Genomic DNA, 19,407 nt, shown 5'->3' on the forward strand with positions numbered 1-19,407 from the left:
TTGTTCGGCTGGACCGGCCGGCCGATAAATGGGCCGTATCCGGGTCCGCCTTGGAAGGTGCGACCGCCACGAACCTTCCATTGTAATACCGTGCTACGCATTGCGCCGGGAAATGGTTCTGTTTCTTGATGGCGACGCAATATGCTTATGGCAGTTTTTGGGGGACGCATGAACGGGCGGGCGGAATTTGGCATCAAAGCTTCCACAATCGTCGTTTGACAAAGCCGGGCGATAGGAGGAAAGTACGCCCCATGAATTTCCGCGCCGTCCGCATTTCGCTGATTATTACCATCATTCCTGGAATGGTGGGTTAGCGCGCGACCGCAACAGTCACAAGCCACCCGCCCCACGAGGCGGGTTTTTTGTGGCCGCCTCTGCCGGGCAAGCAACCCAAAGCAGAGAAACCATGTCCGATTCATCCTCGCACACACCCTCGGCATTCCAGGCTGGCTCCGCTACGCCGATGGAGTACCTGCGGCAGATCCTGACCGCCCAGGTATACGACATTGCCCGTGAAACCGAGCTGGATCTGGCGCGTGGGCTGTCCGCCCGGCTGGGCAACACCGTTCATTTCAAGCGCGAAGACAACCAGCCGGTGTTCTCGTTCAAGGTGCGTGGCGCCTACAACAAGATGCGCAACACGCCGCGCGCCGCGCTGGAGCGCGGAGTCATCACGGCGTCGGCGGGCAACCATGCGCAGGGCGTCGCGATTTCGGCGGCCAAGCTGGGTGTGCGGGCCATCATCGTCGTGCCGCAGACGGCGCCGCAGGTGAAAGTGGACGCGGTGCGCGCCCACGGCGGCCCGACCGTGACGGTGGTGCAGGCCGGCGATTCGTACAACGACGCTTATGCGCATGCGCAGACGCTGGCGCAGGAGCAGGGCCTGACGTTCGTGCCTGCGTTCGACGATCCCTACGTGATCGCGGGGCAGGGCACGGTGGGCATGGAGATTCTGCGCCAGCATCCCGAGCCGCTGCACGCGATTTTCGTGCCGATCGGCGGCGGCAGTCTGGCGGCTGGCGTGTCGACCTATGTGAAGGCGGTGCATCCCGGCGTGAAGGTCATCGGTGTGCAGACCGAGGATTCCTGCGCGATGGCGCAATCGCTGCGCGTGGGCGAGCGGGTCATCCTGGCCGATGTCGGTCTGTTCTCGGACGGGACGGCCGTCAAGCTGGTGGGCGAGGAAACCTTCCGCCTGTGCCGCGAGTATCTGGATGAAGTGATCCTGGTGGACACGGACGCGGTCTGCGCGGCGATCAAGGATGTGTTTCTGGACACGCGTAGCGTGCTGGAACCCGCGGGTGCGTTGGCGGTGGCGGGGTTGAAGAAGTACGTGGAGCGCGAAGGCGCGCGCGGGCAGTCGCTGGTGGCGATCACGTCGGGCGCGAACATGAATTTTGACCGCATGCGCTTTGTGGCGGACCGCGCCGAAGTGGGCGAGGCGCGCGAGGCGGTGTTCGCGGTCACCATCCCCGAAGAGCGCGGCAGCTTCCGCCGGTTCTGCCGGGTGATCGGGCAGCGCAGCGTGACCGAGTTCAATTACCGGATCGCAGACGCGCGTACCGCCCGCATCTTTGTCAGCGTGCAGATCGCGCGGCGCGGTGAGTCCGCCGAAATCCTGGCCGCGCTGCAGGCAGAAGGATTCTCGGCCTCCGACCTGACGAACAACGAAGTCTCGAAGCAGCACATCCGCTACATGGTGGGAGGACGTTCACCGCTGGCTGGTGGCGAGCGCCTTTTCCGCTTTGAGTTTCCGGAGCGGCCGGGCGCGCTGATGAAGTTCCTGTCGGCGATGGCGCCCAACTGGAACATCAGCCTGTTCCATTACCGCAATCAGGGCACTGACTTCAGTTCGGCGCTGGTGGGCATTCAGGCGCCGGTGGCGGATGATGCGGCGCTGGATGGGTTCTTGCGGCAGCTTGGGTATGCGCACGCCGAGGAAACGGATAACGAGGCTTACCGGCAGTTCCTGATTTGAATGTTCGGCTGGGCATGCAGCCGGATGATCAGCCGGGCTTCCAAGCGGGCGTCCAATCCGCTGTGTACTTGGTCGCTACTTCGGCGCTATCTGGGCGTTAACTGGATGTCCCGCCACCTTTGCAGCCCGGCTTGCGCGGTAATTCCACGCCGGGCTTCAAGCGCAGCGTCGAGCGGCCCTGCGTTTGGGTCAGTTCCAATGCGCTCGCGCGCCACGCCGGGACGTCGTCGAACGCGATGGCGGGCGTGGCGCTGGAAGCGGATTTCGCGTCGGGCCGTTCGAATTGCAAGGCTGGCAGGCCCACACATGTGTCGTCGAAATCCAGCCGCGCCAGCTCGCGTCCATCGCTCAGGCGCACCGCGCGGAACGCCAGGGGCGCATCCACGAATTTGGTGATCTCGGGCACGTATTGCAGGTCGCCGTGCGCGTCTTGTACGCGGGCGGCCGGCTGCAGCACGACGACCTTTCTGCCCGGCGGCACTGCCAGATAGGCCACGTCGCCGGCGATATCCAGCAGTTTTCCTGGGCCAAGGTTTTGCGCCTTCAGCGGCGCATGGCGGATCATCACGGTTTCGTTCCAGGCCGAGTCCACGCGCGTCCAGCCGGGCAGGCGGGCGTCCTCGAACCGCGTGCTGTGGATGCTGTCGCGGTCCGGCTTGTCGGAAAGCGGCAGGCGCTGCACACGTAGGGAGCCGTTGACGACCTGCAGATGCGCGAGCACGGTGCTGGCGCTGGAACTGGTAAAGAACGCCAGCACCGCATCGGTTTCCAGCATAGCGACCGGACCGGGGCAGAAGAACGCGCGAGCCTGCCGCGCATTGCTGCCAGGATAGAGCAGCGCGCCGACGTCGGTGCCGCACAAGGGCTTGCCTTGAAAGGTGATGGTGGTGGCGCGCGTGGTCTGGCGCTGACCGGTGTTCCAGTCGCTGCGGCTGCCGGTTGTCACGTCGACGACGAGGCCGTGATTTTCGTAGACCACGGCGGCGCCGGAGGGCGCGGCAAACAGGCTGAGCAGAAACGCGAGGGCGCGGCGGGTGGGCACGGCGGACTCCCTGAATGGCACAAGGGGTGACTATATACCGGTGTGTCTGCGCTGGGTGTCTGACATTGATGCTGAAGGCCGGTGCACGTTCGCCCGGTGTCTGACACCCGTGTGAGATGGTCTGCACCCTGCGGGGCTGCGGCAGGGGTGTCAGACACCTACGATGCTGAGACTGGCGTCAGACACTCAGGAGGCTAAGCGATCAGCCAGCCCATCCACGTGGATCTGCGCCTGGCCCTGCGGACAATGCTCTACTCGCGCCCGCACGCGGTATACGCGGCGCAGCGTATCGGGCGTCACCACATCGCCCGGCAGCCCCTCGGCTTCGATCGCGCCAGCGTGCAGCAGCAGCGCGTGGTCAGCGTGACGCAGCGCGATGTTCAGGTCATGCAGCACCACCAACGTGATCAGGCGGTGCAGCCGCGTCTGGCGGCGCAGCACATCCATGACGTGGAATTGATAGTTCAGATCCAACGCCGACAAGGGCTCATCAAGCAGCAGCAGGCGCGGACGCCGCACCAGCGCCTGCGCCAGCGACGCCAGCTGCTTCTGCCCACCGGACAGTTCGTCCAGGTGGCGGCTGGCCAGCGGCGCGATGCCCAGTTCGGTGATGACCGCCATGGCGTCTTCCATCAGCGCATGGCCAGGCTGTCCGTGACGGCCGGATCGCGCCGCCACGAGCACGGATTCGAAGACGGTCATGTGCACGCCCTTCGGCAGGGCCTGTGGCATGTACATCGCGCATTCGGCGCGGCGGGACGGGCTGGCGTTGGCCAGGTCCTCGCCGTCCAGCCAGATCGCGCCTTGCATTACCGGGTGCAAACCGGCCAGCGTCTTGAGGAGCGTCGATTTCCCGCTGCCGTTCGGCCCCAGCAGCACGGTGACGGCGCCTTCGGCCATGGGACCGGCGCTGGCGTTGCGCAGCACCGGCCGCCCGCCATAGCCGGCGGACAGGGCCTGGATGCGTAGCTGCGTCATCGTCAGGATTGCAGCACCAGCGTGCCGCGCATGTGCTGCGCGTGCGCGGGGAACGAGCAGTAGTAGGTGTACGACTGGCCCGCGCGCAGGCGGCTGACGGGGAAGGTGACGGTGGCCGTTTCGCCGCCGCCCAGCATGGGCGTCTTGGCAAGGATGCGGGCGTCGCCCGGCGCCAGGAAGTCGCTGCTTGCGCCGGCCTTGATGCCGTCGACCATCACGGCATCGATGTCTTCCGTCTTGGTCAGCACCCAGTTGTGGCCCGCTTTTTCCTTGCTGTTCTTGCCCGTGTGGATCAGGCGCACGGTGAAGTCCTGGCAGGTCGCGGGCACGACGATGTGGTCGGGGCCGAATTGCTTGCCGGGACGGCCTTCGACGTCGATGGAGCAAGCGGGCGCGGCATGGGCGGTGCCGGCGATCGTCAGGGCCGCGAGCGTCAGCGTCAGGCGGAATTTCATCGGGGTGTCTCCTTGTTGCGGTTAATGCCGTCAGGCGCGCTTGAGGGCGCGCACGACGATGGTGAGAAAGAAGGGAATGCCGACCAGCGAGGTCACGATGCCGACCGGGATGAGCGCGCCGGGCAGCACGGTCTTGGATGCCACGGACGCCAGCGACAGGATCAGCGCGCCGGCCAGCGCGCTGCCGGGCAGGTAGTAGCGGTGGTCTTCGCCCAAGAGCAGCCGGGCGATGTGCGGGGCGACCAGGCCGACGAAACCGATCGTGCCGACGAACGACACGGCCAGCGCCGCCAGCGCGCTGACGCGCAGCAGGCTGACGAGGCGCAGCCGCTTGACGTCGATGCCGAAGCTGGCCGCGCGTTCCTCGCCCAGCCGCACGGCCGTGAGCTTCCAGGCGTCGCGCATTGAAAACGGAATGGCCAGGACCAGCGCCGCGGCCATGACGCCGACGGTGGTCCAGTTGGCGCGCGCCAGGCTGCCCATGGTCCAGAAGACGATGCCTTGCAGGGCCTCCTCGCTGGCGACGAATTGCAGCAACATCACCAGCGCCTGGAACGAATACACCAGCGCGATGCCAAAGAGCACCACCCCCAGCGTCGAGCCGCCGCGCCAGCGCGCCACGCGTTCCAGCACCAGCACGGACAGCAGGGTGCAGGCGAAGGCCGATACGGAAACCGTCATGCCCGCCGGCAGCGCGGGCAGATGCCAGTCCAGCGTGATGGCAAGCGACGCGCCGAACGCCGCTGCGGCCGAGACGCCCAGGGTGTAGGGGCTGGCGAGCGGGTTGTCCAGCATGGTCTGCATCTCGGCGCCGCCCAGGCCCAGCGCCACGCCGACCAGCAACGCCATCAGCGCATAGGGCAAGCGGAATTGCCAGACGATGACGCGCGTGCCGGTGTCTGACACCTCGGGGTGCAGCAGCGTGTGCAGCAGGTCGGGCAGGGACAGCGAAGCCGGTCCGCTGGCGATGTCGGCCAGCAGGCTGGCCACGATGGCCAGCACCAGTACAACGGTCAGCAGCAGGCGCTTGCGCACCGCGCGGCGGTACGCGGCGATGGGATCGTCAGGCACTGACGCCGCGGGCGATGGGGCGGCGGGGGCGAATCCGGTCATGGCGGACTACTTTGCAGGTGCGGCCGGAGACGTCCAGAAGGCGCCCGCGTTGTCCAGATCCAGGAACTGGCCGTACAGCGCGTCCAGCGTGCCTTGCGGATCCAGCGCGGCGGCGCGTTCGGGATACAGCCATTTCGCCATCGCCTCGATGGCGGCAACGTTATAGGGCGAGTTGTAGAACGCGTGCCAGATGCCGTAGGCGCGATGCTGCTTGACGGCGTCCAGATCGCGGATGCCGTCGCGGTCCAGCAGCGTGGCCAGGCTGTCGGCGGCTACCTTCGGATCGGCGCCGGGACCGGCCAAGAGGCCTGGACGGCCGGGTTCGGAGCGGCTGCCGGTGGCGATGTAGACATCCGGCTTGGCGTCGATGACGAACTCCAGGCTCACGTCGCCGATCGCGCCGGGCAGCACGGGCGCCGCGACATTGACGCCGCCCGCGGCTTCCAGCAGGTCGCCGAAGCTGCCGTTGCCAGTGGTATGGCAGCAGGCCGGCCACACACCCGCCAGCATCTCCACGAAGACGCGCGGCCGCTGCGCGGGCGGCACGGGTCCCACGACCTTGCGCACGCGGGTCAGGTGGTCTTCATAGAAGGCGATGTAGCTTTCCGCCTCGGCTTCGCGATCCAGCGCTTGGCCCAGGATGCGCATGCTAGGCACCGTGTTGCGCACGGGGTGCTGGCGGAAGTCGATGAAGACGATCGGGATGCCGGCTTCCTGCAAAGCCGGGATCATCGGATTGTTGCGGCCAGGGCCATGGCCGCTGACGCTGAAAATCGCCACGTCGGGCCGCAGCGAGACGATCTTTTCGGGGCTGACGCTGGCTTCCGACGTCTTGCCGATCAGGGGTACGTCGGCCGCCTTGGGGAAGCGTTTGACGAGCTGGTTCCAGGAGTAGGGATCCTGTTGCTTCAGCTCTCCCTGCCAGCCGACTACACGCGCCACGGGATCGTGCCGGTCCAGCAGCGCCATCGCAAAGGCGAAGCGGCCTTCGCCCAGCAGAATGCGTTTCGGGTGGTCGGGCACTGTCACGACGCGGCCGGCCAGGTCGGTGACCTCGCGGGCATGGGCGCCGGGCAGGGCGCAGATCAGGGCGGCGGCGGTCACGGCCGCACGGAAAAGGGCAATCGAACGCATGGCGAATCCTTCAGGGGCGTCAGCCGCGGGGTGCAGGTAACGCGAACCATTCTTATCGCCGGGCAGTGTCCGCCAACCCTCCTCAAGAATTCGTTAAGACGCGCAGCGGCTGTGGCAATGGCGCCGCAACGCTGCCGCGCTCTTGGCCGCGCCCCTACAATGTGAGATTGATTGTTATTCGCCGAGCGGTCCCGCCATGCGCGTTCTCGTCATCGAAGACGACCCCGACATTCTTGCCAACATCACCCATCACCTGACGCGGCGCGGCTACATCGTCGACTGCGCCGAAGACGGCCAGCGCGGCTATGCGATGGCGGCCTCCGGCGAGTTCGACCTGATCGTGCTGGATCTGATGCTGCCGCGGCTGGACGGCTACGAGTTGTGCCGCCGGCTGCGCACCGAGGCCGCGTGCAACACCCCCGTCATCATGGTCACGGCACGCGATACGCTGGACAACCGGCTGACCGGCTTTGACGCGGGCGCTGACGATTACCTGGTCAAGCCCTTTGCGTTGGCCGAGCTGGCCGCGCGGGTGAAGGCGCTGCTACATCGCGCCAGCGGGGCGGGCGCGGCCCGCGTGCTGCGTGTGGGCGACCTGACGCTGGACACCGGCACCTTGGCGCTGGCGCGCGCGGGCCAGCCGCTTCGCCTGCCGCCGTCTCCGCTGCAACTGCTGACCCTGCTGATGCGCGCCAGTCCGTCGGTGGTGCATCGCGCCCGGCTGGAAGAGGCGTTGTGGCGCGACTCGCCGCCTGACAGCGACAGCCTGCGCACCCACATCCACCAGATCCGCCATGTGGTCGACAAGCCCTACGACACGCCGCTGCTGCACACGGTGCATGGCATCGGCTACCAGTTGCGGGCCGCGAATGAAGGTTAACCAGGGCAGACGCGCGGCGCGGCGCGGGCTGGCGCGCCATCTCGTATTGACTTATGTCGCGCTGGCGCTGCTGGTGGCGGGCCTGCTGACCTGGTTGTCGGTGTGGAGCGTCGGCAAGCTGGAGGCGCATCTTCAGCGCATCGACATGGGCATGGCGGTGGAGCGGGTGCGGGGCGATTTCCTGGCGGGCATCGACCCGGGGCGGCCCAACCGCTTCTTTCATGGCGATCCGGGAAGCGCGGCGTTTCCCGATTGGCTGCGGCCGCTGGCGCCGGGCTTTCACAAGATCGAGCGCAACGATCGCGTGTGGCACGTGATGGTCGACGACTTCGAGGGCCAGCGCTACATGCTGCTGCGCGACTACACCGAATACGAGCAGAACCAGTCGGCGTCGCACTGGACCGCAGTGACGGGACTGGCGGCCAGCCTGGCGCTGGCGTTCGTCCTGGGCATCCTGGCCACGCGGCGTCTGCTGCGTCCGCTTGCGCGGCTGGCCGCCCAGGTCAATACGCGGGGCGCGCAGCCGCCGCAGACCCGGCTGGCCGAAGACTATCCGCCGGACGAGATCGGCCAGCTTGCGGCGGCCTTCGACTCGACCTACAACCAGCTCGAACAGGCGCTCAGGCGCGAGCAGCTCTTCACGGCCGACGTGGGGCACGAGTTGCGCACGCCGCTGATGGTGATCTCCAGTTCCTGCGAACTGCTGCGCGAGGAGCAGACGCTGGACGTGGCGGGACAGGCGCGCCTTGCCCGCATCGAGGCGGCGGCGGCCGACATGGGCGAGCGGCTGGACACCTACCTGATGCTGGCGCGCGGCGGCGACGCGGCCGGCCTGTTTCCGCGCGAAAGCGCCGCGGACACCGCGCGCGGTCAGTTGGCCGCCTGGTCACCGGTGGCGCAGCGGCGCGGCATGCAGTTGACGCTGAACGCATCGGGTGCCCCGGAAGCGGCCTTGCTGTTTCCCGCGCCGCTGCTGCGCGCGGTGCTATCCAACCTGATCCGCAATTCGCTTCAGTACGCGGGTCCGCAGGCCAGCATCGTCGTCACGGCAGGGCCCGATTACGTTCAGGTGAACGACAACGGTCCCGGCATTCCGGTGGAACGGCAGGCTTCCATCTTCAACCCCTTCGTACGTGGCGATCAGTCGGACGACGGCAATCTGGGGCTGGGCTTGTCGCTGGTGCAGCGCATCTGCGAGCACCAGGGCTGGCGCGTGTCGCTTCAGTCGCGCCCCGGGCAGGGCAGCCAGTTCCGGGTGGACCTGGCCGGCCCCGCGCCGGCCCCTGCGGGTTAGAACGCGACGTCGGCCGTGAACAATGCCGTACGTCCCGCGCCCGGCACCCCGTACAGCTGGAAGCCATCCAGCGAGGCGCCGATGCGGCTGTAATAGAACTTGTTGAACAGGTTGTCCACGTTCACCCCTAGCGTCACGTTCTTGTTCAACCGGTAGCGCGCCGCCACGGAATGCAGCCAGTAGGACGGCGCCTTCTCGTTGTCGCGGACCCAGACCGGATGCGTGCCGTACGGTCCGGATACGGTGGAACTGTTGTTGTTCTTGCCGCCGACGTACTTGTTGTCCGTGTAGCGCCGCTTGCCCACGTACTGCGCGCCATAGCTCAGCGATAGGTCTTCCGTGGCCGCGTAGGTGGCCCACAGGTTGAACGTCAGGTCCGGCACGTTCTTGGCTTCTTCGCCCTGGTTTGCGCCCTTGGTGATGCGGCTCTTCATGGCGCTGACGCCGGCAAAGGCGGACCAGCGCGGCGTGATGTTGCCCGACAGGCCCAGCTCGATGCCGTCCACGCGCTTGGCGGGCAGGGCGCGCACGACATCGGTGGCGTCGTCGCCGTATTCCCATGAGTCCGTCAGTTCCGTGCGGAAGATGGCGCCCGTCAACGACAGGTCACCGCCCGCCACGTCCCACTTCGTGCCCAGTTCCCACGTGCGGGCAACGGCCGGCTTGTAGGTGTCGGAACCGGTGGCGCCGTAGATGTTGTTGTTGGTGGATGCGCCCATCGCCGACGGTTGCGCGGCCTGGCTGTATGACACATAGACGCTGCCGTTCTCCACGGGCTTGTACGTCAGGCCGACGCGGCCGCTGAAGGCGCCGTCGGTGACGCGTTGCGTGGCGGCGCCCGCCGTTTGCGTGACGCGGTAGCGGTCGTAACGCAAGGCGCCTTGCAGCATCCATTGCGGGTTGAAGGTCACGGTGTCCGCAGCGTACAGGCCGGCATTGAAGACTTCGGCCTTGTTTCCCGAATCGCCCTTCAGCGTATCCACGCCGCCCATGTCCACGCCGCCGGTGTTGCGCAGGTCGAGCACGGGATTCACGGACGGGGCGCGGATCGTGCGCGCATGGTCGCCGTAGGTTTCTTTGTAGAACTCCACGCCCGTCACTACGGCATGCTTGATGCCGCCGGTATGGAAGTCGAGGTTCAGGTTGGTCTGGTTGGCCAGGATGGTGTAGCGCTTGGACGTGCCGAAGTCGTTGCCGCGCAACTGGGCATAGGGCGAGGGATCGCGCAGCGGCGTGAAACCGCTGTACGAGGCAATGCCGTCCGCGCTCTGCACCAACGGGCCGGCACCCACATAGCCGTATGAAGTGCGCGACGTGGAATTGAAGCGCGCGGGGGCCAGCACGCCGATGCGGTCGGTCTGCTGCCAGCGGCTGATGTTGGTCACGCGCGCCGCGTGGGTGAAGTCATGCTCGACCTTCATCGTTGCCTGATCGGTGCGCGTCTGCTCCGTGTACAGGCCGGGGTCGCCGTACCAGGCATTGCGCGCTACGTTGGGCATGCGCTTGCCGCCCGTGCCGCGCTGGATCGGCACGCCGCCGTCGGGAATGTTGTCGTCTTCCTGATGCAGGTAGTTCACGGTGACACGGGTGGGCGAACCCAGGCCCATTGCCAGCGAGGCCGCGACGCCAGATCGGTCAAACTCCGTCACGTCGCGCTCGGCCACGCCGTTGTGATGGCGCATGAGGTTGACGCGCAGGGCGGCGCTGTCGGACAGCTCCTGGTTCAGGTCCGCGGTGATGCGCCGGTAATGATCCGTGCCCAGTCCGCCGGACAGCTTGTAGAACGAGCCCAGCCGAGCTTCCTTGCTGGCCAGGTTGACGCTCCCGCCCACGGCCGAGATGCCGGATTCGATGGAGCCCGTGCCCTTGAAGACCTCGGCCTGTTCCAGGTTGAAGATGTCAGTGCGGCTGGACAGGCCCGCGTCGCGGATGCCGTCAACGGTAATGCTTTGCTCCGCCGAAAACCCGCGGATCGTGAACATGTCGCCCCAGCCGAGGTTGCCTTCGCCCGAACTGAACGTGATGCCCGGCACGTTGCGCAGCACATCCTGCAGGCTCTTGGCCTGCTGCTCTTCCAGCACCACGCGCGGCACGACGGTGATGCTTTGCGGTGTGTCGAGCAGCGGCTCGGTGAACTTGCCGGACTGCACGCGATCCGCCTTGAAGGGCGGGGCATCGGCCTGCACGGTGACGGGCGCCAGCAGTACGGCGTTGTCCGCCGGGGGCGTCTGGCCGTGGGCCTGCGTGGAGGCGGCGGCGCCCAGCGCCATGCCCAAGGTTTTCAGGGCGAACGCGCCCTGGGTGTGTGTTTTTTGTTGTTGCGCCATGGCGATCTTGAGTGCCTCAATGAGAATCGTTCCGGATTCTAGGGAGGCGTGTCTCAAGATCCTGTTAAGACGCTGGAACGGCGGCAGCACGGACGATTGTGCAGGTTGGCCAACCGCCGGGTGGGCTGCGAGCGCGTCGATTTGTCTTGGAATAGTAATGTTATTACATTACTATTCTGGCTTTTTTCGTGCGGCGCGCCGCCCGGCGTGCCACCAGCATTTCAAGCATCTCCCGCATTCCTCCATGGCTTCTCTCATTTCCCCTCCCGCCGCCACCCGGCTGCGGTCCATCGACGCGCTGCGCGGCCTGGTCATCGTCATCATGCTGCTCGATCACGTGCGCGAAACCTTTTTCCTGCATCACCAGGTCGGCGACCCGATGGACGTGTCCGCCACGCCGCCGGACCTGTTTTTCTCCCGCCTGCTGGCGCATCTGTGCGCGCCGGTGTTCGTGTTTTTGACGGGCCTGTCGGCCTGGCTGTACGGCGCGAAGGCGGGTGACCGCAGCGCCACTGCGGCGTTTCTGGCGAAGCGGGGCGCATTCTTGATCGCGCTCGAAGTCATTGTCGTGAACTTCGCGTGGACCTTCCAGTTTCCGCCGTCCGTCGTGTACCTGCAGGTGATCTGGGTGATCGGCCTGTCCATGCTGTCGCTGGCGGCCTTGCTGTGGTTGCCGCGCTGGGCGCTGGTCGTCGTGGGCGTGGTGCTGGTCGCCGGCCATAACGCGCTGGATGCCGTGCACTTTGCCGCCGGCCACGTGATGCACGTGCCGTGGGCAGTGCTGCATGATCGCGGCTGGATCGAAGTCAGCGACACGTTGCGCTTGCGCACGTCGTACCCGTTGCTGCCGTGGATCGGCGTGATTGCGCTGGGGTATGCGGCCGGACCGTGGTTCCAGCCGGGTTCGGACGCCGCCGAACGCCAGCGCCGTTTGTGGACGGCCGGGCTGGCGGCGGTGGCGGGCTTTGTGGTCCTGCGTGCGATCAATGGCTACGGGCAGTCGCAGAAGTGGGCGGTACAGGATGACACGCTCCATACCATCATGAGCTTTGTGAACATCACCAAATACCCGCCGTCGCTGATGTTCCTGCTGCTGACACTGGGGCTGGGACTGTGCTTGCTGGTCCTGATCGAACGCGCGCAGTCGGCGGCCTGGGTCCGCGCGTTGTGCGTGTTTGGCGCCGCGCCCATGTTCTTCTATCTGCTGCACCTGTATGTCTTGAAGGCGCTGTACCTGGGCGGCGAAGCGATCTGGGGCCTGAACCAGGGCAAATACTTCGGCGTTGATGGCATGGCGTCGGTGTGGGTGATTTCGATCCTGCTGGCCGTGGCGCTGTTCTGGCCCGTGCGCTGGTTCGGACGCCTGAAGGCCGCGCGCCGCGATATCGCGTGGCTCAAGTACCTGTGAGGCAGGCGATGGCAGCACGCAGGTTTGCCGTGGGCGTCGCGGCATTGATGGCGCCATGGGCGGCCGACGCGCAGCAGAACGCAGTGACGCTGTATGGCGTCGTGGACCTGAGCATCGCGGGCTTTTCCACGCAGGAACGCGGCACGGCCATCAACATGCAGTCGGGCGTGCAGTCCGGCTCGCGCTGGGGGCTGCGCGGCAGCGAAGAGTTGGGCAACGGCCTGCGCGCGAACTTCCAGCTGGAAAGCGGCTTCCTGGCCAACAACGGCAATTCGGCGCAAGGCAGACGCCTGTTCGGCCGCGCGGCGTGGGTGGGCGTGTCGGGCGGTTTCGGCGATCTGCGGCTGGGGCGGCAGACCTCGGTCTCGTCCGCCACGCTGGCGGACTACGATGCGTTCCTGGCGTCGTACCTGATCACCGGCGCGCAGACCGCGCTTCTGCCGTACAACGCCAATCGCGCCGACAACACGGTGTCGTATTGGAGTCCATCCGTGGGCGGCCTGCGTGCGGGTGTGGATGCCAGCATGGATTACGACGGCGGCGGCGGATTCAAGACCGCGTCCACCAACAAGCTGTACAGCGCCGCCGTTGTGTTCGACCAGCCGGGTTATTCGATTGCCGCTACCTACGAAGGCGCGAGCTGGGCGGACGGGACGGTGCAATCGGCCGCCATGGCGAATGCCGGGGCAGACCGCCGGCCGTACGCGTACACGCTGGCAGGCCGCGCGACGGTGGACGCGTTCACGCTCTATGCCGGCTGGTCGGTGATGCGCAATGGCTCGACCATCCCGGCGGTGCCGTCACCCGGGCAGCGGGTGTACTTTCCGGGCAGCACGGTGCACGGCGTAATGGCGGGCGCCGCCTGGCGCACGGGCGCGAGCACCGTGATGGCGTCGTGGCAGGGCAGCCTGCCGGGCGGTGGGGCGCTCAAGCGCGATGGCGCCACGCATTCCCAGCAGATCTATTCGGCAGGCTACGTGTATGACCTGTCCAAGCGCACCAACGTGTACGCCATCTACGGCTATATGCGGGGCGCCTGGGACGATCCGTCGTGGCATCAGTCCCAGTACGCGGTGGGCATGCGCCACCGCTTCTGACGCTGTATCAGTAGGCCTTCCCGGCAATCGAATCCGCATAACCGAGATCCAGCCATTTGCCATCGGCCGGGATGCGATCCAGATTGCCCAGGTCGATCTGGGTCTGGAGCGCGTCCTTCAAGGCCTGCTCGGGCACCGCCACGGAATCGGCGAAGACGCCATCGTCGATCAGGCGCTGCACCGACGCGCGCACGACGGCGGGGTCCAGGTTGGGGAAGAGCTTCAGGCCGCTGGCCACGGCGGCGGCCGGGTCCTTGCGGATCGTCTTGAGCGCGCGGTCGATGCCGGAGACGAGCTTCTGCGAGACCTGAGGGGAAATGTCCTGGCGCGTGGAAATGGCCGAGAACGTGTACGGACCGATCTCGCGCGAAAACGCGGAAACCACCTTGAAGCCCTGGGCCTGCGCTTGGGATGCGCCCGGCTCGTAGAGCACCGCGCAATCGGCCTGGCCGGAACTGAGCGGGCCGATCTCGTTGCCCAGGGGCACTTCCAGCAGATTCACGTCGCGCTTGGGGTCCAGGCCTGCGTTCTTGACCAGCTTGATGAACGCGGACGAACTGGTGGTGGGCATGGCGCCGGTGGCGATGGTGGCGCCTTTCAGGCTCTTGAAGCCATCAAACGCGAAGGCCGGCTTGCAAGTCAGCCACACGCCCAGGCGGTTCAGCGTGCCGCCCACCACCTTGACGGGCGCGCCGCGGCCGAAGGAGATTGCGGTCCATTCGGGGCCGTGCAGGGAGAAGTCAGCACTCTTGGAGATGACGGCGGCCAGCGCGTTGGTAGACGACGACGCAACGTCGATGCGCACGTCCAGGCCTTCGTCCTTGAAGTAGCCGTGTTCCTCGGCGAAATACACCGGCAGGTAGAACACGGACTTGAACGCGGCCGAGACGACGGCCTTGTCATTGGCCATCGCCGACACGGACAGCAGGGAGGCAGCCGCGGCGGCGGCGATGCGCAGGGTGGTACGGATTTTCATGGGTTTGCAGCGGCGCAATGTGCGCTTCACAGTTTAAATTGAGTGGCGTAGGTCTGGTCTTTCCAGCGCAGCAGGCGCTTTTCGGCGATGTCCACGCCGGCATACAGGACGAAGCCCAGCGCCATCAGCGAGAAGATGCCGACCCAGACCGTGTTCAGGTCATAGAGCGACGAGGCGACGAAGATGATGTGGCCCAGGCCGTACTTGGACGAGATGAATTCGCCCACGACCGTGCCCACCAGCGCGAAGCCGATGTTGATGCGGAACGTGGCGATGATGGCGGGCAGCGCCGACGGCACGACGACCTTGGCGAAGATCTGCCGTTTGGTGGCGCCCAGCGACACGAGCATCTTCTGGATGTCCGGGTCCGCGTCCTTGGCGGCCTGAAAGGCGGCCAGCAGCGCGACGATGGACGTCAGGGAGATCGACAGCGCCACCTTGGAAATCAGGCCCGTGCCGAACCACAGGATGACCAGCGGCGCGAACGCGATCTTGGGGACGCTGTTGATCGCGACCAGAAAGGGTTCGACCACCTTGGCGCCATAGGGCGAATACCACAGCGCCAGACCCGGAATGGTGCCCACCACGGTGCCGACGACGAAACCGGCCGCCGACGCCCACAGTGTGTAGTTGGCGTGCTCCCAGAGTTCGCCGGACACGATCAGCTTCCAACCCGCCTGCACCACGCCGGCGGGGGATCCAAAAAGAAAGCCCGACACCGCGCCGGTGCGCACGGCGGCTTCCCACGCGCCAAACAGCACGGCAAGAATGAACAGCTGCGTCGCCAGGACAGGAACGCGAAAGCCCGGACGCGGGCGCGCGGGTGCGGGCGAAGCGACGCCCTGGGCAAGAGATGCGGAGGTCTGGGTCATGCGTGGGTGCCGTCCTTGCGGGCGGTCTGTATGTCGAGTTCCTGGCACAGCAGGTCGAAGTAGCCGGGAAAGCGGCTGTCGTGGCGCGCATGCAGCGGCGAGCGTGTGCCCAGCTCGATCCGGTGCTCGCTTTTCAGGCGGCCGGGGCGGGCGCTCAGCACGAAGATGCGCTCGGACAGCGCGATGGCTTCGTCGATGTCGTGGGTCACCAGCACCACGGTCTTGCCTTGCTTGCTGACGGTGTCGGCCAGCATCGATTCGAGGAACAGGCGGGTCTGGTAATCCAGCGCTGAGAACGGTTCGTCCAGCAGCAGCACGTCCGGATCGGGCAGCAGCGTGCGCGCCAGGGCCACGCGCTGGCGCATGCCGCCGGACAGCGCCTTCGGATAGCTGTCCTGAAAGGGCAGCAGGCCGAAGGTGTCCAGATACTCGCGGGCGCGTTCCACGGATTCGGCCTTGGGCGCGCCCCGGATTTCCAGGCCGACCAGGACGTTGTCCAGCACGGTGCGCCACGGCATCAGCAGGTCGCGCTGCAGCATGTAGCCGACGCGCCCGCGCAGGTTGGGCAGCGGGCGGCCGTCCAGCGCGATGGTGCCGGCGTCGTGTTCCAGAAGACCGGTCAGGATGTTGAACAGCGTGGACTTGCCGCAGCCGGACGGGCCGATGATGCTGACGAACTCGCCGTTGGCGGCGTTCAGGCTGATGTCGTCCAGGACCTGCACCGGGCCGGTGTCGGTGTGGAAGCGCTTGGAGAGATTGCGGATCTCAAGTTTCAGGGGCGGGGTAGGGCTCATGGCGAAACGACTGCACGGCGCCTCAAGCTGCGCCAGGCTCCAGTTCCAGGGCCACCACGTCTTCATGCGGCACTTCCAGCGCCTCGTTGAAGCGCTTGAAAAAGCTGCACAGTGCGATGCGGATGGTCAGCTCCACGATCTGTTCTTCGCTGAAGAACGATTGCAGCTTCGCGTAGAAGGCATCGCTGACCTGCGCCGGCGTCAGCGTGACCAGCACCGCGTAGTCGCGCACCACCAGGTCTTTCTCGTCCAGGCCCGGCACCTGCGGTTCCAGCAGGCGGTCGATGGCTTCCTGCGAGATGCCGTGCGCCGCCAGCTTGGGTGTGTGCAGCGTGACGCAGTAATGGCAGGCATGCGCCTTGGACGCGGTCAGCAGCGCGATCTCCAGGTGCCGCGGCGAAATCAGCCCGTCTTCGCGCGACTGCACCAGGTACGAAAAGAAGTGCTTCAAGGCCGGCGGGCGGGGCGCGAACGCGCTCAGCATGTTCGCGTACGGGCCGTAGTCCTGCAGAAGCTGATTGAAGAGTTGGGCGGTCGCGGGATCCAGCTTGGCGGGATCCAAAGGAGTGAGGCGTGACAAGGCAATTCCAGCGTAGGGAAGAAGAACGCTGGAATCCTAAGAGACATGCGGCCGCGTGAAAAATACCGATATCACATATGTATATGGGTATGCCGGCGTCGCGGGCGGCTCCGCTGCCTTGCCGCGCCAGCATCGCGCCTGTCTACAGCCGCTGTCCTCCCGTCGCGTCGATGCGCTGTCCCGTGACCCAGCGCCCCTCGTTGGATGCCAGGAATGCCACGATGTCCGCGATGTCGTCAGGCTGGCCCACGCGGCCCAGCGCGATGCTCTGTGCGATGACGCGGCTCAGTTCCGGGTCGCGGGCGCGCTGGTTCAGATCAGTGGCGGTGGCGCCGGGCAAGACCGCATTCACGGTAATGCCGCGCGCGCCCAGTTCGCTGGCCAGCAGCAGCGTCAGCGCTTCCAGGCCCGCCTTGGCTGGCGCGTAGACGCTCATTTCGGGATACGCGGCGCGCGTGCCCATCGAAGAGATGTTGATGATGCGGCCGCCATCGCGCAGGAACGGCAGGCAGTGCTGGATCAGGAAGAACGGCGTCTTCAGGTTCACTTGCAGCACACGGTCGAAGTCCAGCGGCGTCACCTCGGGCAGCCGGGCGCGCAGGCCTACGCCCGCGTTGTTGACCAGGATGTCCAGGCCCTCGTCGCCGGTGCGTTCGCGCAAACTGGCGCGTGCTTCCTGCGCCAACCGCTCGGCCGCCTCGGGGTCCGCCAGGTCGGCCTGCAACGTCCAGGCCTGGCCGCCGGCCGCCTGGATCTGGCCGGCGACTTCATCGGCAGCGTCGGCCTGCGCGTTGTAGTGCACGGCGACGAGCGCGCCGCGGCGGCCCAGCGCCAGCGCGATCGCGCGGCCAATGCCCCGGCTGGCGCCGGTGACGAGGGCGGTCTTACCCGCCAGGGAATCTGGTGTGGCGCTCATGCGGCCTCCTTTTCGGGTTGTGTCCAGGCTTGCCGGGCTTCCAATGCCCGCGCCTGCAGCAGCAAGGCATTGCGATCGACCTTGTTGGTGCCCGCCCACGGCAGGTCGTCCAGGAAGCGGATGCGGCGCGGGTGCTGGTAAGCCGGACCGTTATCGAGAGCGTGCTGCTTGAGCGTGTCGGCGTCCAGCGTGCTGCCGGCACGCCGTACGACGAACGCGACCGGGATGTGGCCGCGCTCTTCGTCGGCTAGTGGCACGACGCAGCTCTGGCGAACGTCGGGGTGCGATTCCAGCAGCTTCTCGACTTCAACGGGATAGATGTTCTCGCCCGCGCAGACGAACATGTCGTCCGCGCGGCCTACAAAGTAGTGGAATCCGTCGGGATCGCGGCGCATCACGTCGCCGCTGTAGTACCAGCCGTCTTTCAGCACCTGCGCGCTCTTCTCCGGCAGGTTGTGATAGCCGCCCAGCACGGCGGGATTCTTCATTTCCAGCACGCCTTCGTCCGGGGTGGCGCCGCCCGTCAGCCGGACCTGCGCGGCGTCCAGCGGATAGCCGACCGACAGCGGCGGCGTGGGCAGGCCATCAGGATGCGGTCCGAACACGGCGGGACCGGCCTCGGTCGTGCCATAGCCGTGGGTGATGCGCACGTGCGGCAGCGCGCGCTGGATGCGGTCGAACAGAGCCGTCGTCATCGGCGCAGAGCCCAGCATCACGCGCTCCAGCGCCGACAGGTCGCGGTCCTGCAGCAAGGCGGGATCCTTGACCAGCCGCGCAAACATCGTGGGCACGGCGGTCAGGATGGTGATGCGATAGCGCGCCAGCGCATCGGCGTAGGCGGCCACGTCGAACCCGGGCTGGATCACCAGCAGGCTGTTGCTGGCAAATGCGCGCTTGGACATGAAGAGACCATTCATGTGAAAGAGCGGCTGCGCCAGCAGGTAGCGCGCTTGCGGCGCGTCCGGATTCGCGGGGCCGGACGTGGCGGTCAGCGCCCACAGTTGTCCGGCATGGGTCAGCGGCACGCCCTTGGGTTTGCCGGTGGACCCTGACGTGTACAGCATCTGCGCGATGTCTTCGGGCGCGGGCGTGACGCTCGTGAATGTGGTGGGGACGATCTGCGCCGCAAACCCCTGCGGGCCCGCGTCATCGAAATCCAGCACCGGCACGGTTGCCTCGAAGCCGGCGCGGCGGGGGCCATCCACGAACGCGAGCGCAATGTCCGCGTCGCGCAGCACGTAGTCGATATTCTCCTGCGACTGCTTGATGTTGATGGGCACGGCCACGTGACCGGCCCGCATGATGCCGAAGTACGCCAGCAAGTATTCGGCGCGGTTCAGCGCCGCGATGGCGATGCGCGAGCCCGGCGGCAGGCTGCGCGCGGTCAGCCACGCGGCCACGCCGCCGGCCAGGCGGTCAGCCTCGCCGTGGGTCAACCGCCAAGGTGCGTCAGGCACGCGCAGGTCGATGAGCGCGGGCAGCTCGGCCGGCAGGCGCGGATCGGCAAGATCGCCAAGGTTTCGGGGGGAATGCGTCATAAGAAGGACTTCCAGAAGTTGGCGG

17 protein-coding genes are annotated in these 19,407 nt (G+C 66.6%); 5 read left to right on the plus strand and 12 right to left on the minus strand.

Features of this window, described 5'->3' with window-relative positions; all coding sequences use genetic code 11:
* Positions 1-406: 406 nt before the first annotated feature.
* Complete coding sequence (ilvA, locus tag HV681_RS01790) at positions 407-1,978, plus strand: threonine ammonia-lyase, biosynthetic (protein ID WP_175121432.1); 1,572 nt, start codon at positions 407-409, stop codon at positions 1,976-1,978.
* Between the two features lie 97 nt (positions 1,979-2,075).
* On the opposite strand, the gene HV681_RS01795 is transcribed toward ilvA, so the two are convergent.
* The 5 genes from HV681_RS01795 to HV681_RS01815 all read right to left on the minus strand — a co-directional run bounded on the left by HV681_RS01795 (position 2,076) and on the right by HV681_RS01815 (position 6,700).
* Positions 2,076-3,020: a hypothetical protein gene (locus HV681_RS01795; RefSeq protein WP_175121433.1), complete on the minus strand. Its 945-nt coding sequence runs from the start codon at positions 3,018-3,020 to the stop codon at positions 2,076-2,078.
* Positions 3,021-3,206: 186 nt separating this feature from the next.
* Positions 3,207-3,998 carry an ABC transporter ATP-binding protein gene (locus HV681_RS01800; protein ID WP_175121434.1) on the minus strand — a complete coding sequence of 264 codons (792 nt, stop codon included), beginning with the start codon at positions 3,996-3,998 and terminating at the stop codon, positions 3,207-3,209.
* Positions 3,999-4,000: 2 nt separating this feature from the next.
* Positions 4,001-4,453 (minus strand): azurin, encoded by a 453-nt coding sequence (gene azu, locus HV681_RS01805; protein ID WP_175121435.1) that lies wholly within the window; start codon positions 4,451-4,453, stop codon positions 4,001-4,003.
* 30 nt (positions 4,454-4,483) lie between these two features.
* Entirely contained in the window at positions 4,484-5,566 is a 1,083-nt protein-coding gene (locus tag HV681_RS01810; protein ID WP_175121436.1) for a FecCD family ABC transporter permease, read from the minus strand.
* Between the two features lie 6 nt (positions 5,567-5,572).
* Positions 5,573-6,700 carry an ABC transporter substrate-binding protein gene (locus tag HV681_RS01815; protein WP_175121437.1) on the minus strand — a complete coding sequence of 376 codons (1,128 nt, stop codon included), beginning with the start codon at positions 6,698-6,700 and terminating at the stop codon, positions 5,573-5,575.
* A 196-nt stretch (positions 6,701-6,896) separates the two neighbouring features.
* Here HV681_RS01815 and HV681_RS01820 point away from each other — a divergent pair, with 196 nt between their 5' ends.
* Together HV681_RS01820 and HV681_RS01825 are read left to right on the plus strand one after the other, a co-directional pair.
* Complete coding sequence (locus tag HV681_RS01820) at positions 6,897-7,580, plus strand: response regulator transcription factor (protein ID WP_175121438.1); 684 nt, start codon at positions 6,897-6,899, stop codon at positions 7,578-7,580.
* Positions 7,570-8,874, plus strand: a complete 1,305-nt coding sequence (locus tag HV681_RS01825; protein ID WP_175121439.1) for a sensor histidine kinase — start codon at positions 7,570-7,572, stop codon at positions 8,872-8,874. The genes HV681_RS01820 and HV681_RS01825 overlap by 11 nt, the downstream gene beginning before the upstream one ends.
* Here HV681_RS01825 and HV681_RS01830 read toward each other — a convergent pair.
* Positions 8,871-11,201 carry a TonB-dependent receptor gene (locus HV681_RS01830; protein WP_175121440.1) on the minus strand — a complete coding sequence of 777 codons (2,331 nt, stop codon included), beginning with the start codon at positions 11,199-11,201 and terminating at the stop codon, positions 8,871-8,873. The two genes, HV681_RS01825 and HV681_RS01830, sit on opposite strands and share 4 nt — an antisense overlap.
* A 244-nt stretch (positions 11,202-11,445) precedes the next feature.
* Here HV681_RS01830 and HV681_RS01835 point away from each other — a divergent pair, with 244 nt between their 5' ends.
* Together HV681_RS01835 and HV681_RS01840 are read left to right on the plus strand one after the other, a co-directional pair.
* Entirely contained in the window at positions 11,446-12,609 is a 1,164-nt protein-coding gene (locus tag HV681_RS01835; protein ID WP_175121441.1) for an acetyltransferase domain-containing protein, read from the plus strand.
* A gap of 8 nt (positions 12,610-12,617) precedes the next feature.
* Positions 12,618-13,706, plus strand: a complete 1,089-nt coding sequence (locus HV681_RS01840; RefSeq protein WP_175121442.1) for a porin — start codon at positions 12,618-12,620, stop codon at positions 13,704-13,706.
* A gap of 7 nt (positions 13,707-13,713) precedes the next feature.
* Here HV681_RS01840 and HV681_RS01845 read toward each other — a convergent pair whose 3' ends face one another.
* From HV681_RS01845 to HV681_RS01870, 6 genes are all read right to left on the minus strand, one after another.
* Positions 13,714-14,682, minus strand: a complete 969-nt coding sequence (locus HV681_RS01845; protein WP_175121443.1) for an ABC transporter substrate-binding protein — start codon at positions 14,680-14,682, stop codon at positions 13,714-13,716.
* Positions 14,683-14,708: 26 nt separating this feature from the next.
* The gene (locus tag HV681_RS01850; protein WP_175121444.1) at positions 14,709-15,554 is read right to left on the minus strand and encodes an ABC transporter permease; all 846 of its coding nucleotides are present in this window, start codon (positions 15,552-15,554) and stop codon (positions 14,709-14,711) included.
* Complete coding sequence (locus HV681_RS01855; RefSeq protein ID WP_175121978.1) at positions 15,551-16,348, minus strand: ABC transporter ATP-binding protein; 798 nt, start codon at positions 16,346-16,348, stop codon at positions 15,551-15,553. Before HV681_RS01855 ends, HV681_RS01850 begins: the two co-directional genes overlap by 4 nt.
* 22 nt (positions 16,349-16,370) lie before the next feature.
* A complete protein-coding gene (locus HV681_RS01860) occupies positions 16,371-16,928 on the minus strand; it encodes a carboxymuconolactone decarboxylase family protein (RefSeq protein WP_175121445.1) in 558 nt (185 codons plus the stop codon).
* Positions 16,929-17,070: 142 nt separating this feature from the next.
* Positions 17,071-17,844 carry an SDR family oxidoreductase gene (locus tag HV681_RS01865; RefSeq protein WP_175121446.1) on the minus strand — a complete coding sequence of 258 codons (774 nt, stop codon included), beginning with the start codon at positions 17,842-17,844 and terminating at the stop codon, positions 17,071-17,073.
* A complete protein-coding gene (locus tag HV681_RS01870; protein ID WP_175121447.1) occupies positions 17,841-19,382 on the minus strand; it encodes a class I adenylate-forming enzyme family protein in 1,542 nt (513 codons plus the stop codon). Before HV681_RS01870 ends, HV681_RS01865 begins: the two co-directional genes overlap by 4 nt.
* Between the last annotated feature and the right edge of the window lie 25 nt (positions 19,383-19,407).

It is taken from the genome of Achromobacter animicus (assembly GCF_902859585.1).
GTDB classification, from domain to species: domain Bacteria; phylum Pseudomonadota; class Gammaproteobacteria; order Burkholderiales; family Burkholderiaceae_B; genus Achromobacter; species Achromobacter animicus.